Source organism: Neoalteromonas arenosi (genome assembly GCF_030362855.1).
GTDB classification, from domain to species: Bacteria; Pseudomonadota; Gammaproteobacteria; order Enterobacterales; family Alteromonadaceae; genus Alteromonas_E; species Alteromonas_E arenosi.
This window is the reverse complement of record NZ_JAUCBP010000013.1, coordinates 242,435-258,142: the sequence shown is the minus strand read 5'-3', so window position 1 is coordinate 258,142 and position 15,708 is coordinate 242,435. Positions and strand designations below refer to the sequence as shown.

General features: G+C 46.6%; 15 protein-coding genes. 1 reads left to right on the top strand and 14 read right to left on the bottom strand.

The window, feature by feature from the left end; all coding sequences use genetic code 11:
• Positions 1–9: 9 nt before the first annotated feature.
• From QTP81_RS16595 to prmA, 13 genes are all read right to left on the bottom strand, one after another.
• Positions 10–921, bottom strand: a complete 912-nt coding sequence (locus QTP81_RS16595; protein ID WP_289367053.1) for a phosphoribulokinase — start codon at positions 919–921, stop codon at positions 10–12.
• 125 nt (positions 922–1,046) lie between these two features.
• On the bottom strand, positions 1,047–1,979 hold the full coding sequence (locus QTP81_RS16590; RefSeq protein ID WP_289367051.1) for an ion transporter: 933 nt from the start codon (positions 1,977–1,979) through the stop codon (positions 1,047–1,049).
• Positions 1,969–2,856, bottom strand: coding sequence for a TIGR02285 family protein (locus tag QTP81_RS16585; RefSeq protein ID WP_289367049.1), 888 nt, complete (start codon positions 2,854–2,856; stop codon positions 1,969–1,971). Before QTP81_RS16585 ends, QTP81_RS16590 begins: the two co-directional genes overlap by 11 nt.
• A 62-nt stretch (positions 2,857–2,918) precedes the next feature.
• The gene (locus QTP81_RS16580; protein WP_289367048.1) at positions 2,919–4,157 is read right to left on the bottom strand and encodes an ABC transporter permease; all 1,239 of its coding nucleotides are present in this window, start codon (positions 4,155–4,157) and stop codon (positions 2,919–2,921) included.
• Positions 4,154–5,347, bottom strand: a complete 1,194-nt coding sequence (locus QTP81_RS16575) for an efflux RND transporter periplasmic adaptor subunit (protein ID WP_289367046.1) — start codon at positions 5,345–5,347, stop codon at positions 4,154–4,156. The genes QTP81_RS16580 and QTP81_RS16575 overlap by 4 nt, the downstream gene beginning before the upstream one ends.
• On the bottom strand, positions 5,331–6,317 hold the full coding sequence (locus QTP81_RS16570) for an HlyD family secretion protein (RefSeq protein ID WP_289367044.1): 987 nt from the start codon (positions 6,315–6,317) through the stop codon (positions 5,331–5,333). The genes QTP81_RS16575 and QTP81_RS16570 overlap by 17 nt, the downstream gene beginning before the upstream one ends.
• Positions 6,307–7,287 carry an HlyD family secretion protein gene (locus QTP81_RS16565; RefSeq protein ID WP_289367040.1) on the bottom strand — a complete coding sequence of 327 codons (981 nt, stop codon included), beginning with the start codon at positions 7,285–7,287 and terminating at the stop codon, positions 6,307–6,309. The genes QTP81_RS16570 and QTP81_RS16565 overlap by 11 nt, the downstream gene beginning before the upstream one ends.
• Positions 7,277–7,945, bottom strand: a complete 669-nt coding sequence (locus QTP81_RS16560) for an ABC transporter ATP-binding protein (protein WP_289367037.1) — start codon at positions 7,943–7,945, stop codon at positions 7,277–7,279. Before QTP81_RS16560 ends, QTP81_RS16565 begins: the two co-directional genes overlap by 11 nt.
• An 89-nt stretch (positions 7,946–8,034) precedes the next feature.
• Positions 8,035–9,318 carry a phosphoribosylamine--glycine ligase gene (gene purD, locus QTP81_RS16555; RefSeq protein ID WP_289367035.1) on the bottom strand — a complete coding sequence of 428 codons (1,284 nt, stop codon included), beginning with the start codon at positions 9,316–9,318 and terminating at the stop codon, positions 8,035–8,037.
• Positions 9,319–9,341: 23 nt separating this feature from the next.
• Positions 9,342–10,910, bottom strand: a complete 1,569-nt coding sequence (purH, locus tag QTP81_RS16550) for a bifunctional phosphoribosylaminoimidazolecarboxamide formyltransferase/IMP cyclohydrolase (RefSeq protein WP_289367033.1) — start codon at positions 10,908–10,910, stop codon at positions 9,342–9,344.
• Positions 10,911–11,002: 92 nt separating this feature from the next.
• Positions 11,003–11,296 (bottom strand): DNA-binding transcriptional regulator Fis, encoded by a 294-nt coding sequence (fis, locus tag QTP81_RS16545; protein WP_289367032.1) that lies wholly within the window; start codon positions 11,294–11,296, stop codon positions 11,003–11,005.
• 29 nt (positions 11,297–11,325) lie between these two features.
• Positions 11,326–12,279 carry a tRNA dihydrouridine synthase DusB gene (gene dusB, locus QTP81_RS16540; protein WP_434532998.1) on the bottom strand — a complete coding sequence of 318 codons (954 nt, stop codon included), beginning with the start codon at positions 12,277–12,279 and terminating at the stop codon, positions 11,326–11,328.
• Positions 12,280–12,455: 176 nt separating this feature from the next.
• A complete protein-coding gene (prmA, locus tag QTP81_RS16535) occupies positions 12,456–13,346 on the bottom strand; it encodes a 50S ribosomal protein L11 methyltransferase (RefSeq protein ID WP_289367028.1) in 891 nt (296 codons plus the stop codon).
• Positions 13,347–13,411: 65 nt separating this feature from the next.
• Between prmA and QTP81_RS16530 the strand changes: the two genes are divergently transcribed.
• On the top strand, positions 13,412–14,185 hold the full coding sequence (locus QTP81_RS16530) for a substrate-binding periplasmic protein (protein WP_289367026.1): 774 nt from the start codon (positions 13,412–13,414) through the stop codon (positions 14,183–14,185).
• Positions 14,186–14,192: 7 nt separating this feature from the next.
• On the opposite strand, the gene QTP81_RS16525 is transcribed toward QTP81_RS16530, so the two are convergent.
• Positions 14,193–15,650 (bottom strand): S10 family peptidase, encoded by a 1,458-nt coding sequence (locus QTP81_RS16525; RefSeq protein WP_289367025.1) that lies wholly within the window; start codon positions 15,648–15,650, stop codon positions 14,193–14,195.
• Positions 15,651–15,708 lie beyond the last annotated feature (58 nt).

Sequence of the window (15,708 nt, the reverse complement as noted above, 5' to 3'; positions counted from 1 at the left end):
GTAGATACTTTAGTTATCGCCAGAATCTTGTAGCCAGTCGACTTGGAAGCCAGCGCGACGTTTTTTCTCTAATAACTCTTCGATAAGAGGGGTTAAAATCAGCTCCATCGCCAAGCCCATTTTGCCACCTGGGACCACTAGCGTATTAATCCGTGACATAAACGCGCCATCAATCATTTGCAGCAAGTACGGGAAGTTCACGTTTTTCATTTCACGGCGGAAGCGCACGACTACAAAGCTTTCGTCTTGACTGGGAATTTCACGAGCACTAAAAGGATTAGACGTATCGACTGTAGGAACCCGCTGAAAGTTCACGTGAGTACGGGAAAATTGTGGCGTAATGTAGTGGAAGTAATCGTCGAGACTTCGCACAATACTGCTCATGACCGCCTCTCGGCTATGACCGCGATCGGTTGTATCGCGGACAATCTTCTGAATCCATTCAAGGTTTACAATCGGCACCATGCCAACCAATAAATCAACGTGTTGCGCTACATCAGCGTCATCAGTTGCGACACCACCATGTAGCCCTTCGTAAAATAGTAAATCGGTATTTTCAGGTAAATCCTGCCATGGGGTGAATGTACCGGGCATCTGATTGAAAGGTACAGCCTCATCAAATGTATGCAGGTACTGGCGAAATTTCCCGCGCCCTGTTTCGGCGTATTCCTTAAACAAGTTTTCAAGCATCACAAAATCATTAGCTTTAGGGCCAAAGTAACTAATGTGACGACCTTGTTCTTGCGCTTTGCGAATTTCCACTTCCATTTCCGGGCGCGTAAAACGGTGAAAGCTATCCCCACCGACAACCGCAGAGTTTACCGACAAATTGCGGAAAATATGTCGAATTGCATTCGTCGTTGTCGTTGTGCCGGCGCCGGAAGAACCAGTGATAGCGATTATTGGGTGTTTGACAGACATAGCGCTCGTTAAAGGAGAATTGAACGATAGTTATATTCAAGCTGCCTGCGTTGGTCAAGCGCTTTGCACCCTCTAGTGTGAATTCATCGACCAAGGGACAGTTAAAAAACATCGATAAAATCCATTTAACTCTTTGGTTTAAGTACCTCACGCTGGGTATTGAGGCTTTTAATCAACAAAGCCGCCTCTTCCTTATCTAGACCTAACGATTGACGCACATGTTCGAGTTGATCAAGATCGCCCAGTGATAAGTGCCCATCATTGAGCAACTCTAACACGCGCTGTCGAAACGAGTCTCGACGCAACGCCATCTGCTCCATAAATGACGACGCCAATATACCTGCAGGCAAAGCAAACAACGCAACGCCAACAAGCACAGCAAAACCTGCAAATAATTTGCCTGCCGTCGTCACTGGAACTACATCACCATAACCTACCGTACTGAGGGTGACTACTGACCACCACAATGCATCAGGGATCGTACCAAAGTGCTCAGGTTGAGCGTAGCGCTCAAGGTGATACATCACAGTGGCAGCAATAACCATAGTAATCATCAGCACGCCAAGCGCAGCTACGATAACTCTGAATTCTCTAGCGATAACTGTTTGAAGTGTTTGCATGGCCCGCGAATAGCGCCCAAGTTTAAACAATCGCACCAATCGAAACAGACGTAAAACGCGCAGATCAATCGCGATAAATACACTCAGATAAAATGGCAAAATTGCAAGCAAGTCGACCACCGACATTGGCCGTAAGACAAACTTAAATCGCTGTTTTGCCTGGCTTTCAGGCGCTTTAGTCGATTGTGGTTCAAGCACGCATGTCCACACCCGGAACACATATTCAATGGTAAAAATCGCCACTGAAATAATTTCGAAAATACGAAATTGCTCCTCATAGGTTGCTTGATACTCAGGCATTGTTTCCAATATTACAGCAACTACATTGGCAAGAATCAGCACAATTAAAAACCAATCAAACCACATGCCATGATGATTTCTCTCGTCTGATGGTTTTAATATGAGATACAGTTTTGATTGAAGTGCATTAATGCTCATACTGACTCTTTGTTGGGTTATTTTTGTATGCGGCTAAAAATTCTGCATTATAGAATTCTACAAACATAGGCTCTTGAGCCTCCGCTTGCCACCAAGTGGTCATTGCTTGTAAGTACTCAGGTGTGGCAACTAAGTCTTTAAGACTGTTATTAACACGTGCAATAACAGCTTTTCCCCATGCATTGTTTGGACACGCAACATGTCCAAGGCTGTAGGCTGGACTGTCCAAGATAACAAACGATTTCAGGTTGCTCTCGGCCATCGCCTCTCGTGAGTAATAATTTAACTCAAAGGGATAGGCAATTGTTGCGTCTACCCGCTGTATATTAACCAACTGAAACACCACCTCATTTCGCTCGACAGATATCCGCAAGATATTTTCCGTAGGATAATTTGCAATAATTTGATCGATAAAAGGGCCGTAAGACCGCCCCTGCACCAGTGCGAGTGAGATATCTTGATTTTCCAATGTGTGCAATAAATTGATTGGTGAGCTGAGCTGGCGCGTGTCTGCCACACCCGCATTTATTATGAGTCTATTAGAAGGTGTAAAAAAAGCGGGGGTCGAAAAGACTGCAAACTTCTGTCGCTCTGCGGTTTTAAATAGTGCTGGATGACATGCCTGTTTGCCTAACTGAATATCATATAACGCCCGTGCTTGAGTGGTAAGTGGCATATTGTGTTGATAGTCGGGCAAGCCTTCAATAATCAACGCTAGCATCTTATCAACAAACCCCTCACCGATGCGTTCTCCGACCTTCATATATAGGGGTGGCACATGAAACGTTTGCCAGTTGATGACCTTTGCCGAATCTGCGTTAACACCTGAGGTCGTTACCGCACAACACGTTAATATAACAACAACAAAAAAGCGCACTAATTATTACCGAATTCTATTTTTCTGCTCTAACGGTAGATAAAGCCGAGTAAATAGGCAAGTTAGTCGCTGTGTAAAGCTTCAATTGGGTTGAGTTTAGACGCTTTGATAGCAGGAAATACGCCGAAACCTACACCAACTAACATACAAATTGCCAGTGATAAAAAAATTGCTGGCATCGACCAGATAACTGCCCAACCTGAATAAAAACCGATCAATTCAGATAAAATCAAGCCAAACATTACACCTAAAAGACCACCGAGAACACTGATGGTAAAACTTTCAGCGAGGAATTGTAATTTGATGTCTTTTTGTGTAGCTCCAATAGCGCGTAATAAACCAATCTCTTTGGTTCTCTCAAGTACATTGGCGAGCATTATGTTCATGATACCAATACCACCGACCAACAATGAAATACCCGCCACACAGGCCATAACGATATTAAAAATGGCTTGCGTCTGCGCTTGTTGTTCAAGTAGCGCAGCCGGCACAATGAGTGTGTAATCGTCCACTTCGCCGTGGCGTAACGACATCAGTTGCTGTACCGCTCTAGCCGCCACACGTGGGTCATAACCGGGCTCCACACCTAATTTAACCAAGTCTAACTCGGCCGCCAGCGCATCGCGCTTTAACTTGTGCTCAACCGTACCAATAGGCACAAATATGCGATATTGATCACCACCGATTTGCACACCTTGAAACTCGTTCTTGGTTGTTTGCGGAGCGGCTAATATCCCAACGACTTTAAGCCATAAGTGATTGACTTTGATCAGACCTTCTAACGCATCTCCATCAGGAAATAGCTCTGCCGCTACATCCGCACCGATCACAGCGACTTGACTGAGCGTTAGATCATCATCCGCGGTTAAAAACCGTCCTTCTCGTAAATTTAGATTCGCATGATCGAAATAGGTGGTTGTAACGCCAAGGACTTCAGCTTCTGACTTGGCAAACTCACTGTATAAATCGTGAATTTTAACCTCTTTCGACGCACTATAATCGGCTATAAAAGGCAGAGTAGAAAGGGCTGCCTCGACATCCCCCATCGACAATCCCATGCTCTCCTCGCGCAGTTCTCTTAGCTCCTCAGCCTCTACAGGTTTATTTTCGATGATGAGATTATTAACCCCCATTGAGTCGATCATCTGCAGCGCCTCACGCTCAGCGCCGGCGCCGATATTCAACATTGCGATTACGGCACCGACTCCAAAAATCATGCCTAGCAAGGTTAAAAATGTACGTAGCTTTTGTGCTGATAACTCAATCGCCGCATCGCGAATCAATGCAAGATACAAACTCATCCCTGAACCTCCGGATGACTCAACGCTATTACATCGCCTTGCGCCAACCCTTCAGTGACTTCTACGAAAAATAAATTTTTCTCTCCAGTTACAACCGCGCGCTGTTGCCACCCATTACCTTGTTTGACATAGACGTAACTCGCCTCCAGATCGTGTTCCAAGGCTTGCAAGGGCACTAGTAATGCCTCGCTTGCCAACTCAGTACTGATCGTTGCGCTGAGCTTCCTACCGGGCTTGAGTAACTCTGGCACCTGCTCGTCAAAACTCACTACCACTTCGTAAAAAGTGATTGGACTGCCACGTTCTATAGAGCGAGGAAAGCCACCTACTTCAATGACTGTACCTGTTAACTCGCGATCGGGAAATGCATCCAACACCAATGTTACAGCTAGGCCCGACTGCAGTCCGATAGCGTCTCGCGACAATACGAAAACCCTAGCCTGCATCTTGTCTAAATTGGGAATAGTCGCGATTGGACGCCCGGGAAATACCGTTTGACCCACACTGGGTTTCTCGCCTCGACGGTCGCGCTCGTAGGTTAGCAATCCGTCATTGGGCGCATAAACTTGTAATTTGGAAAGGGCATCTTGATGACGCTGAAATTTTACCGCATGCCCTTGACGGCGAATATCCAAGACCGCTTTTTCGCTGTCATTTTGTTCGATTACGCTGTCACCTTTCCAGTCCAAGAACTCATCTTTGGCTTGCAGATAATCACGATTTTGCAGCGTCTCAATAATCTCTAGCTGGCTATATACTCGAATATCGTCAATCGCAAAACGGTTTACAAATTGAAATTCGTGGTCAACAAACTGTTGTTCAGATTGAATTTCGTTTACCTGTCGACTTTGCTGAGCAATACTCTGCGCAATGTCTTGCTCGATCATGCGCATTTGCAATTCTTCGTCACGACTGTCTTTAAGTAGCTGTTCTCCGTCAAAACGCGCAATAACATCGCCCTTTTTCACCATGCTGTGTTCAGGTGCAAGCCACTCTATAGTCATCGGTTGCCTTCCAGGGCTCATGATCCGCTGTGCAACGGCAGCTTCAACTTCCCCTTGGGCACGCATATTGACTTGCAGTGTTTGTGCCGTAACTTCAAACGTGGGAATAACGTCGGCCTGTTCTTCACACCCGAACAAGGTCGTTAGTACGATCAGCGGCACACCGCGTTTAAATAAACTCAACATTCGCCTTCATCCCCGGTCGCATAATCGTTAGATCGGCTTCATCGAGTGAAACCCATGCATCAACAACAACTTTTAGGTTCCACTGTGATTTGTTGCGATAGGTTTTCCCTAAATTCACTAAGCGCCCAGTAAAGGCTCGCTCTGGATGGTCATCTAAAACAATTCGCACCGGCTGCCCAGGCTGTATTTGGGCCGACAACGACTCGTCAATTTCAACTTTAACCGCGAGTTGTTCGAGCGAGGGTAGATTCATCAATGAGCGTCCCATGAATACCGTTTCGCCGACAGCGGGTTTGTTGTCTTCCCAGTCAGCAATATAGGTAACCATGCCATCAGCTGGAGCCATAATCTCGAGCTTAGCGATACTATCCTCAAACTCTTTAACGCGCGCTTCGGCGTTGGCTACCTTGGCATTCTGGACCTCGAGATTAACCGCTGCAGCTTGTTTGTGCTGGGCAAGCTTTTGTTCAGCTTGAGCAAGTAATGCGGTTGTAATTTCAAACTCTGCAATTTCCTTTAATCGCTCAATTTCAGATTGTGAAGAGTCCGTTATTTCAACTTTGCGTTGCGCGATATCACGATTCTTCTTTGCCTCAGCCACTTGTAAAATCAAATCCTGCTCAGTGGCTTCATCGCGAATGATAGATTTCTCGCGCTCTTTTAATGCAGCGTCTAAATCACTCTGGCGGCTAATCAAATCGTTCTTTAGCCGTTGCCCATCAAACCGCACCAATAAATCACCTTGCTTAACCAAAGTGTTTTCCCGCGCTAAGTACTCAATTTTGAACTGCCACATCCGGCGAATGTTCGGTGGTCCGATAGTAATCTCTTGTAATGACACCAACTCAGCCGGCGCGATCAATGCTTGGCTTGTGTCGTTCATAGCCGAATCCGCTGAAGTTGAAGAGTCAGCACAGCCCCACACCAGGACTGAGATAAAAGTTGCAGCCAGCACCTGTCTAAGCTTCATATGGCACCTCTATGCGGACACTCATGCCCGGTAGCATGGGAATATTGGGCTCCTGTTCGAATTCAAATGTGAGCGGTAAATACACACTATTGCTCCACTCCGATTGTTTTTCAGCTTGTGTCGACTTGAAGGTTAACGTGGCGCGAAAGCGACGGTTGGGAAAAGCGTCAAAGACCACGTCCACGGTTTCGCCTTGCTTTACTTTTAGAGCATCAATCTCATGCACCCAACTTTCAATTTGAAAATTATCGATGGCTTGTACATCCATTACCTGCCAAGCAGCTTGCACATTCATACCCGCATCTAACTTCTCACCATTCCACGGATGCGTGGCATAGTTTACTGGGCCATTTAAGTCAGCGGTAACGTTCATTGTTTCCAGCTGACGCTGTTGAAAGGCGATTTCTTCCTGCAGCTTGAGCAACTCTAGCTGTTTCTTTTGCACTCCTGTGCGCATTGCTTCCTCTGCCAAGGTCAAGCCTTCTTGTGCTTTAAACAATTCAAACAACGCTCGCTGCAGATTTAGCTCATACTGGCCTTTGTCGTATGCGCTTACCTGGCCATCAGGCACGCTCGCTTCAATCCGAGCCTTTTCAACACGCATTTCAGCGACTTCTAAAGCACCTTGCGCTTCCAGCAGCGCCTGCGCTAACTGCATTTCTGTTTGCTTAAGCTCTAACGCTATTGTTTCTGCCCTCTCGATATTGATATCCAACTGACTTTGAATCGTTGAGCCATCAAAAGTAACAATCCGGTCGCCCTTTTCGACGACTTTTCCTTCTTCTTCCATCCATTGGATTTGGATTTGCCAGCGGCTAGTTTTCGGCGCTGTCACAATTTGTTTTTGCGCTGAGCTAACTTTACCGGTCAACAGCAAAACCTCTTCTGCTTGAACACCACTTGCCAGCAGTAATGACGCTAAATTCGCAGCTATGGTTGTGGTCCAAAAACGTCGATTCTTATTGGTCATTTAAAATATCCCCATCTTTCATCATGATGGTACGCTGTGCATACTCAGCAATATCGTCTTCGTGAGTTACCATAACGATAGTCTGTCCAGCGTGATGTAATTCGGTCAACAGCTGCATAATTTCAACTGAGGTTTTACTGTCTAAATTACCGGTTGGCTCATCGGCCAAGATTACACTCGGTTGATTAATTAGCGCTCGTGCAATTGCGACACGCTGTCGCTGTCCGCCCGACATTTCAAACGGTTTATGATGTTTACGATGTTCGAGCCCAACTCGCTCAACTAACACATCGGCGCGCTGCCGCGCTTCATCTTCGTTGGCGTGCGCATAGCGCAGTGGCAGTAATATATTCTCGTACGCTGATAGTTTGGGGAGTAAGTGGAAAGTTTGGAAAATAAACCCAATTTTTTGGTTGCGGATATGCGATAGCGTATCGTCATCCAGTTGGGCAATATTCTGCTTGTCGAGGAAATAGCTACCGGCGTCAGGAGTATCTAAACACCCTAATACATTCATTAACGTCGACTTACCCGAGCCAGAACTCCCCATAATGGCAACAAACTCATTCTGAGCAATCGATAGAGAGACATCATTGAGGGCAACAACAATATCATCGCCGTTTTGAAACTGTTTACGGATCCCCGCCAGTTCGAGCATTAGCTATCCATGGATCATGACTGTTAGTGCCTTCATTAACAGTCATGTCCACTAAAAAAGCAAGAGGTGGAGCGACCAACCGCCCAATTTTACTGTTCGCGTGCGATTGCTCGGTAGGCGATATCGGTGCGGTGGAAACTGTCTTGCCAGCTAATTTTATCCACCAATTGGTAGGCACCTTGTTGAGCTTCCGTTACTGTTTTACCCAAAGCGGTAGCGCATAATACGCGGCCGCCGGCAGTAACGACTTTGCCGTCTTGAGACTTGGTTCCGGCATGAAAAACCTTACCCGGTAATTCAGCTGCGGCCGATAAGCCTTCAATGGGTAACCCTTTGGCGTAACTGCCTGGATAACCACCCGCCGCAAGCACTACACCAACGGCTGCACGCTGATCAAACTCAATGGTTTGCGTATCTAAACGCTTTTCACAAGCAGCGACACAAAGCTCAACCAAATCTGAAGTTAAACGCAACATGATCGGTTGAGTTTCAGGATCACCAAAGCGGCAATTGTATTCAATAACCTTAGGGGTTCCGTCAGCCATGATCATCAAACCGGCATACAAGAAACCTGTGTACTCATTGCCTTCTGCGCGCATACCAGCAACCGTCGGATTAATCACTTCATTCATAATGCGCGCGTGGATATCAGGCGTCACCACAGGTGCTGGAGAGTAGGCACCCATGCCACCGGTATTGGGGCCAGTATCACCGTTGCCAACGCGCTTGTGATCTTGACTAGTCGCAAAAGGCAACACATTTTCACCATCAACCATCACGATAAATGACGCTTCTTCTCCATCGAGAAACTCTTCAATGACCACTCGACTGCCGGCCTCACCGAAGGCATTACCCGCCAGCATATCTTTAATCGCAGCTTCGGCTTCAGCTTCTGTCATAGCGACAATAACGCCTTTACCTGCCGCTAAACCATCGGCCTTGATAACGATAGGCGCGCCGTTTTGCTTAACGTATGCAAGAGCCGGTTCAACTTCAGTAAATACAGAGTAAAAGGCCGTTGGGATATCATGGCGAGCTAAGAAATCTTTAGTGAAGGCTTTTGAGCCCTCGAGCTGCGCAGCCGCTTCAGTCGGCCCGAATATCATCAGTCCTGCCGCGCGGAATGCATCAACAACGCCAATAACCAATGGCGCTTCTGGACCCACAATGGTCAGGTCTATACTTTCAGCTTGAGCAAAAGCCAACAATGCGGGAATATCTTCAACACCGATGGCAACGTTAGACACCTTGTCTTCAAGTTGTGTTCCAGCGTTACCCGGAGCAACAAAAACGTCGGTTACGCTGCTAGATTGCGCCGCTTTCCATGCCAATGCATGCTCGCGACCACCACTACCAATAATCAGTACTTTCACGCTAATACCCTATTTATTTAAACTTAGTGACGGAAATGACGCATGCCGGTAAACACCATGGCAATACCGTGCTCGTCTGCTGCAGCAATAACTTCTTCATCGCGCATTGAACCACCCGGCTGAATAACGGCTTTAACGCCTGCCTCTGCCGCAGCGTCAATGCCATCGCGGAATGGGAAAAACGCATCAGAAGCCATTACACTGCCAGCAACGGTAAGGTTTTCATCAGCCGCTTTAATACCGGCGATTTTCGCTGAGTAAACCCGGCTCATTTGGCCAGCACCAACCCCAATAGTCATACCGTCTTTGCAGTACACAATCGCGTTTGATTTAACATATTTGGCAACTTTCCAGGTGAACATTAGGTCGCGTAGTTGTTCTTCAGTCGGCTGTACTTTAGTCACAACTTTTAAGTCGTCCATCTCAACCATACCAAAATCGCGATCTTGTACTAACAAGCCACCGTTTACACGTTTAAAGTCGTAGCCTTCGGTTAATTGACCTTGCCAATCGCCACAGGCTAATACGCGGACATTTTGTTTGGCGCTGCACACGGCTAATGCATCTTCAGCCACACTTGGTGCAATGATCACTTCAACAAATTGACGCTCGATAATTGCCGTTGCGGTTTGTGCATCCAGCTCGCGGTTAAACGCGATGATACCGCCAAAGGCTGATGTTGGGTCAGTTTTGTAGGCGCGATCATAGGCTTCAGTGATTGATTCGCCAAGGGCGACACCACAGGGGTTAGCGTGTTTAACGATGACACACGCCGGTTGGTCAAACTCTTTCACACACTCAAGCGCTGAGTCCGTGTCGGCGATGTTATTAAATGACAATGCCTTGCCCTGTAGCTGAGAAGCTGTTGCTACAGAGTTTTCTTGGACGTTATTTTCAACGTAGAAGGCGGCGTTTTGATGCGAGTTTTCACCGTAGCGCAGATCCTGCTTCTTGGTCATCTGTACGTTGAATGTGCGCGGGAATTCACTAACCTCATCCTGCTCCAAGCGCGCACCAAAATAGTTTGCGATCATTCCGTCGTATTCAGCCGTATGTTCGAACGCTTTAATGGCCAAATCAAAGCGCAGGGCATCACTGACCGCACCTTGGTTTGCTTGCATATCAGCCAATACAGCATCATAGTCGCTCGCGTTTACCACAATGGTTACATCTTTGTGGTTCTTCGCTGCGGCACGCACCATGGTTGGCCCACCAATATCGATGTTTTCAATCGCATCTGCACGACTACAATTCGGATCGGCTACAGTCTGTGCGAACGGGTATAAGTTAACTACAACCAAATCTATTGCTTGAATACCGTTATCTGCCATCACCGCTTCGTCTACGCCACGACGCGCCAAGATGCCACCGTGAACTTTCGGATGCAGTGTTTTTACTCGACCTGCCATGATTTCTGGATGCCCCGTATAGTCACTGACTTCAATTACCGGAACGTCATTGTCAGCTAGCAGTTTCGCTGTACCGCCGGTCGATAAGATTTCTACGCCCGCAGCGTGTAATTGTTGCGCTAACGCTAAAATACCAGTTTTGTCTGAAACACTAAGAAGTGCGCGTTTGATTGGATTTGCCATAGTTTGTGTTGTCGCTAAAGTTGTATACAAAATTCTTGTTGAAGATTACAAAACAAAAAAGCACCCGAGGGTGCTTTTTTATCAAATTGGACTTAGTTCATGCCGTATTGCTTTAACTTCTTGCGCAGTGTACCGCGGTTGATACCCATTAATACTGACGCGCGCGTTTGATTGCCGCGCGTATACTTCATCACCTCTTCAAGCAATGGCGCTTCAAGTTCAGCCAACACTAACTCGTACAAGTTGTCAATGTCGTTGTTGTTGAGCTCTTTTAAGTATTTAGCTACTGCTTGCTTAACAGAGTCACGCAAAGGTTTTTGCGCCAATGTCTGTGACGGAGTTGTCACAGTTGTTGTAAATGATGAAGTGATGTTTTGATCGAACATATACTACCTGCTCAGTTGAAAAAATTAAGTTAAGCGGCTGAACTGACCTGTCGGTCACACAACTGCTGGAAAAAACGGTCTATAGCTTCCAATTGTCCGATATCCGTATCGATACTGTTAAATTCACTGCGGAAACTTCTATCAGTGTCTTGTTGGGCCAAGTACCAACCCACATGTTTACGCGCAATGCGCACGCCACTGATACCTGAGTAAAACTGCTGAACATTGATCAAATGCTCGCGCAGTACTCGGTGCTGCTCTTGTAAGGAAGGCAGCGCAGCTTTTCGTCCAGTTTGAAAATGCTCGATGATTTGTTTAAAAATCCAAGGGTTACCCTGTGCTCCACGGCCAATCATCACGCCGTCAGCACCGGTTTTTCGCATGACTTCCGCGGCTTTTTCAGCACTGGTGATATCGCCATTGGCGATAACCGGAATATCAATTGCTTGTTTAATTGCACGGATTGTTTCGTACTCTGCATGGCCCTTGTACATGCATTCACGCGTCCTGCCGTGTACAGCCAACGATTGGATACCGTTGTCTGCAGCAATTCTGGCAATTTCAACTCCGTTGCGATTAGCCTGATTCCATCCAGTTCTTATTTTTAGCGTAACGGGCACATCAACTGCTTTGACGACTGCCTGCACAATTGATTCAACTAGCTTAGGGTCTTGCAACAATGCTGAACCGGCTAGCTTTTTATTCACTTTCTTCGCCGGACAGCCCATGTTGATGTCAATGATTTGCGCACCATTGTCAACATTAAACTGCGCGGCTTGCGCCATTAAGTCAGGCTCAGAGCCTGCGATTTGGACTGAACGCACACCGACTTCGCCTGTGTGGTCCATGCGTTTTTGCGACTTCCTTGATTGCCAAACGTCCGGGTTACTCGACAACATCTCTGAAACGACTAAACCGGCTCCCATTGCTTTACACATTTGTCTGAATGGGCGATCTGTCACACCTGCCATGGGAGCTAACATAACGTTATTCTCAAGAGTGTGAGGACCAATGCTTAGTGTTTTAAGTAAGTTGCTGTACAAAAAATGACCTTGCGCTTAAAGAGGAACGCATTTTACGGATTTTCAAGCAAATGAAAAGGCTATTTTTTGCACAATATTTGTCCTTGAGGTATTGACAAGACCCTCGTGGTCTGACCTTAGCGTACACTTGTACGGCGGACACCGCTTACCCTTGCCCATTCACCTTTTATGGCACTGGGCTCTAAGTCAAAATCTTGGGCGTAGGCCTGCTCAATATTCGTCACTTGCTCAGCTAAGATACCTGATAAAACCAAGCGTCCGCCCGGTTTGCAGAATGCTGTGATAGTTTCACGTAACTCTAACAGCGGCCCAGATAAGATGTTGGCTACCACTACTTCGGCTTGGCAGCTCGGTTGATTGTCAGGTAAATACACATCAAATTTATCGCCCACCTCATTGCGCTCAGCATTAGCTTGTGTAGCGATTAGCGCCTGCGGGTCAATATCAATACCAATACAGTGCTTTGCACCTAGCTTGAGTGCTGCTACACCCAAAATTCCAGAGCCACACCCAAAATCAACAACTAGAGTATCTTGCATAGCCAAACCATCTAACCATTCCAAACACAAGGCGGTTGTTGGATGGGTACCCGTACCAAAGGCTAGACCTGGATCGAGCATCACATTCACGGCATTGGCGTCAGGCACTTCGCGCCAACTCGGGCAGATCCACAAACGTTGACCAAATTGCATAGGATGAAAACTATCCATCCATTCACGGATCCAATCTTTATCTTCCAGTTGCTCTATCTTGGTTTTATCTTCTGCCGCCAGTAAGCCCGCAGCGCTTAATGCTTGCTCTACTGCGAAAACATCAAATTCACTGTCGTACAGACCAGTAATACGCGTATCGGGCCACAATTTCACTTCACCGATTTTGGGCTCATACATGGGGGTATCTTCACCGTCGACGAACGTCACGGCCTGCGCCTCATGTTCTTCTAGCCAATCCCCAATGGCATTAGCTCTGTCGGGATGTGTATCAATAATCAATTGTAACCAAGCCATCGGACACCTTTTTAGTTCGTTTTTGCGATATGATAGCAAACAAGTATTCCAGATAAGATAGTGTTTTGACGATTCGACACGGGTTAAGACTTCTACAGTGGTGCATTAGTGCAGTGATTTTCTTGTGTGCCGCGGCTACCCATGCCCAACAAACTCTCTCCGTAGTTGTGGGGTATCACAAACCGCCCTATGTGTTTGGCGCCAATGATACAGGGGTTGAGTTAGATATTGTGCGGCACATTTTTAAGCCACTTGGCTATGAAATTCAGCCAATCTACGTGCCATTCGGCAGAACCCCGAGTGAATTACGCAATCAGCGTGCAGATATCGGTTTAACATTAAATAAATGGCACGATATCAATCAAGAGTGGTTGACAGAACCCTACATCGCCTACCAAAATTTTGCGATTTCGCTGACTAAAAACAATGTGGAAGTTTCACGGATAGCTGATTTAAACAGCTACTCGGTTGTGGCTTTTCAGTCCGCGACGATCGTTTTAGGCCCCGAATACGCAAATGCGGTCAAAGGCAGAGAGAACTATTTGGAACTACCTGAACAGCAACGGCAAGTCACCTTACTATTGCGCGGCAACCTCGAAGTTGCCGTATTGGACCAAAACATCTTCCGTTACTTTTATTCGATCGCCGAGCCGGAGTTGCAAGGACAAGCAATTACCTACCACTCACTGTTTCCAAAGAGTCCGTATGCTGCGGCAATTCCAGATGTCGAACTGCGCGAATATTTTAACCAACGCCTGACAACTATGTTTGCCAATGGTTCATATCAGGCGCTGTTAGATAAATATCAGCTGGTCGATATTCTACACAGCGCAAACTAGCTGTTCATCAATCATCTTGAGCGGTTAAGAACTCACGCATGTCCTCTGCCAATGCGGTAAGCGAAGGGTGATGAATATACATCATGTGCCCTGCTTCGTAATACTTCATGGTGATGCGAGCAGGATCCATTTCATCACGGCTCATCGAGTATTCTGTCGCAAAAAACGGCGTAGCTAAGTCGTAGTAACCATTGGCAACAAAAATCCGGAAATCTTTGTTCTGACGCTGTGCTTTAGCGAGGAAAGGCGCGACATTCAAGAAGCCTTGAGAGCGAGGGCTGCTGCCATACAACCAATTCCATCCACTGAAGACATCACCAGATAGAATATTGTATCGCTCCTCACGCAACACACCTAATTCACTCGCCATATAACTTTGAATAGCTGCGGTGTAAGCGCCATCAATGGCGTAAGCTGAAGGATCGGCTTCAAAGCGATTACTGACAATACTGGCATCTTCACCTAGATAACGGCTATCCAATCGTCCGACCACCTTACCCTGGTCTCGCAGTAATTCTTTCATGAACAAAAACTCGTCAATGCGCATATTACTTTGTTCAATGTATTGCTTGCTCAGGCCTGTAAATTGATGCAGCTTCTCAATCGCGTTGTTGCGTTCAACGTCTGAGGCCCATTGTCCTTTGAGTAATACTTGCGCATATTCGTTAACAGCAAACTCGCGGACTGTATCGATAAACGAGGGTAAGTCAGTAAACTGAGCTTTGTTTGGCAATGCGTCGTGATACCAGGCAGTCGCGGCATAGGTCGGTAAGAACGTAATGAAGGGTAAGTCATTGCCCGGCGTAAAATCACCGGCTTGAAAATCTAAAATCGATGAAATCAGAAATACACCACTTAGATCAATGCTTCCCCAACCTTCTTGCAGCTCTCTCACCATCGCGCCGGCGCGGGTTGTACCGTAGCTTTCACCTGCGAGATACTTAGGCGAGTTCCAGCGTTGATGTCGAGTAATAAACACGCGAATGAATTCACTTAAAATCTCAGCATCTTCCTTTACTCCCCAAAACGCATCAGGCTCTGATTCACCTAATACTTTTGAATAGCCTGTACCAACCGGATCCATAAATACCAAGTCGGCAATATCCAGTAGACTCTCACTATTTGACTCAACCACATAAGGCGGTGCACCAACGCGCTCAGCATCACTAGGAATAACAACGTGCTTAGGGCCAAAAACGCCCATGTGTAACCAGACACTAGACGAGCCTGGGCCACCATTGAATACGAATATTATTGGTCGAGATTGCTTATCTCTAACATCGTCACGGAAATAGGCCGTGCTGAAAATACTGGCGATTGGTTCACCTTGTTTGTTGTGTAAATGCGTGTCTCCCGCAAGCACAGTGTATTCAACCTTTTTACCGTTTATCCTAGCTTCGTGCGTGGTTTCAGCAACAATCGGCGGTTTAACCGCTTTTGGCTCTGATTCTGTTGCGTGCAACATACTGCTACAGCTTATCAGTAGAGCTAAACCAGTAATTGAAAACGCGCGCGACAAAGCG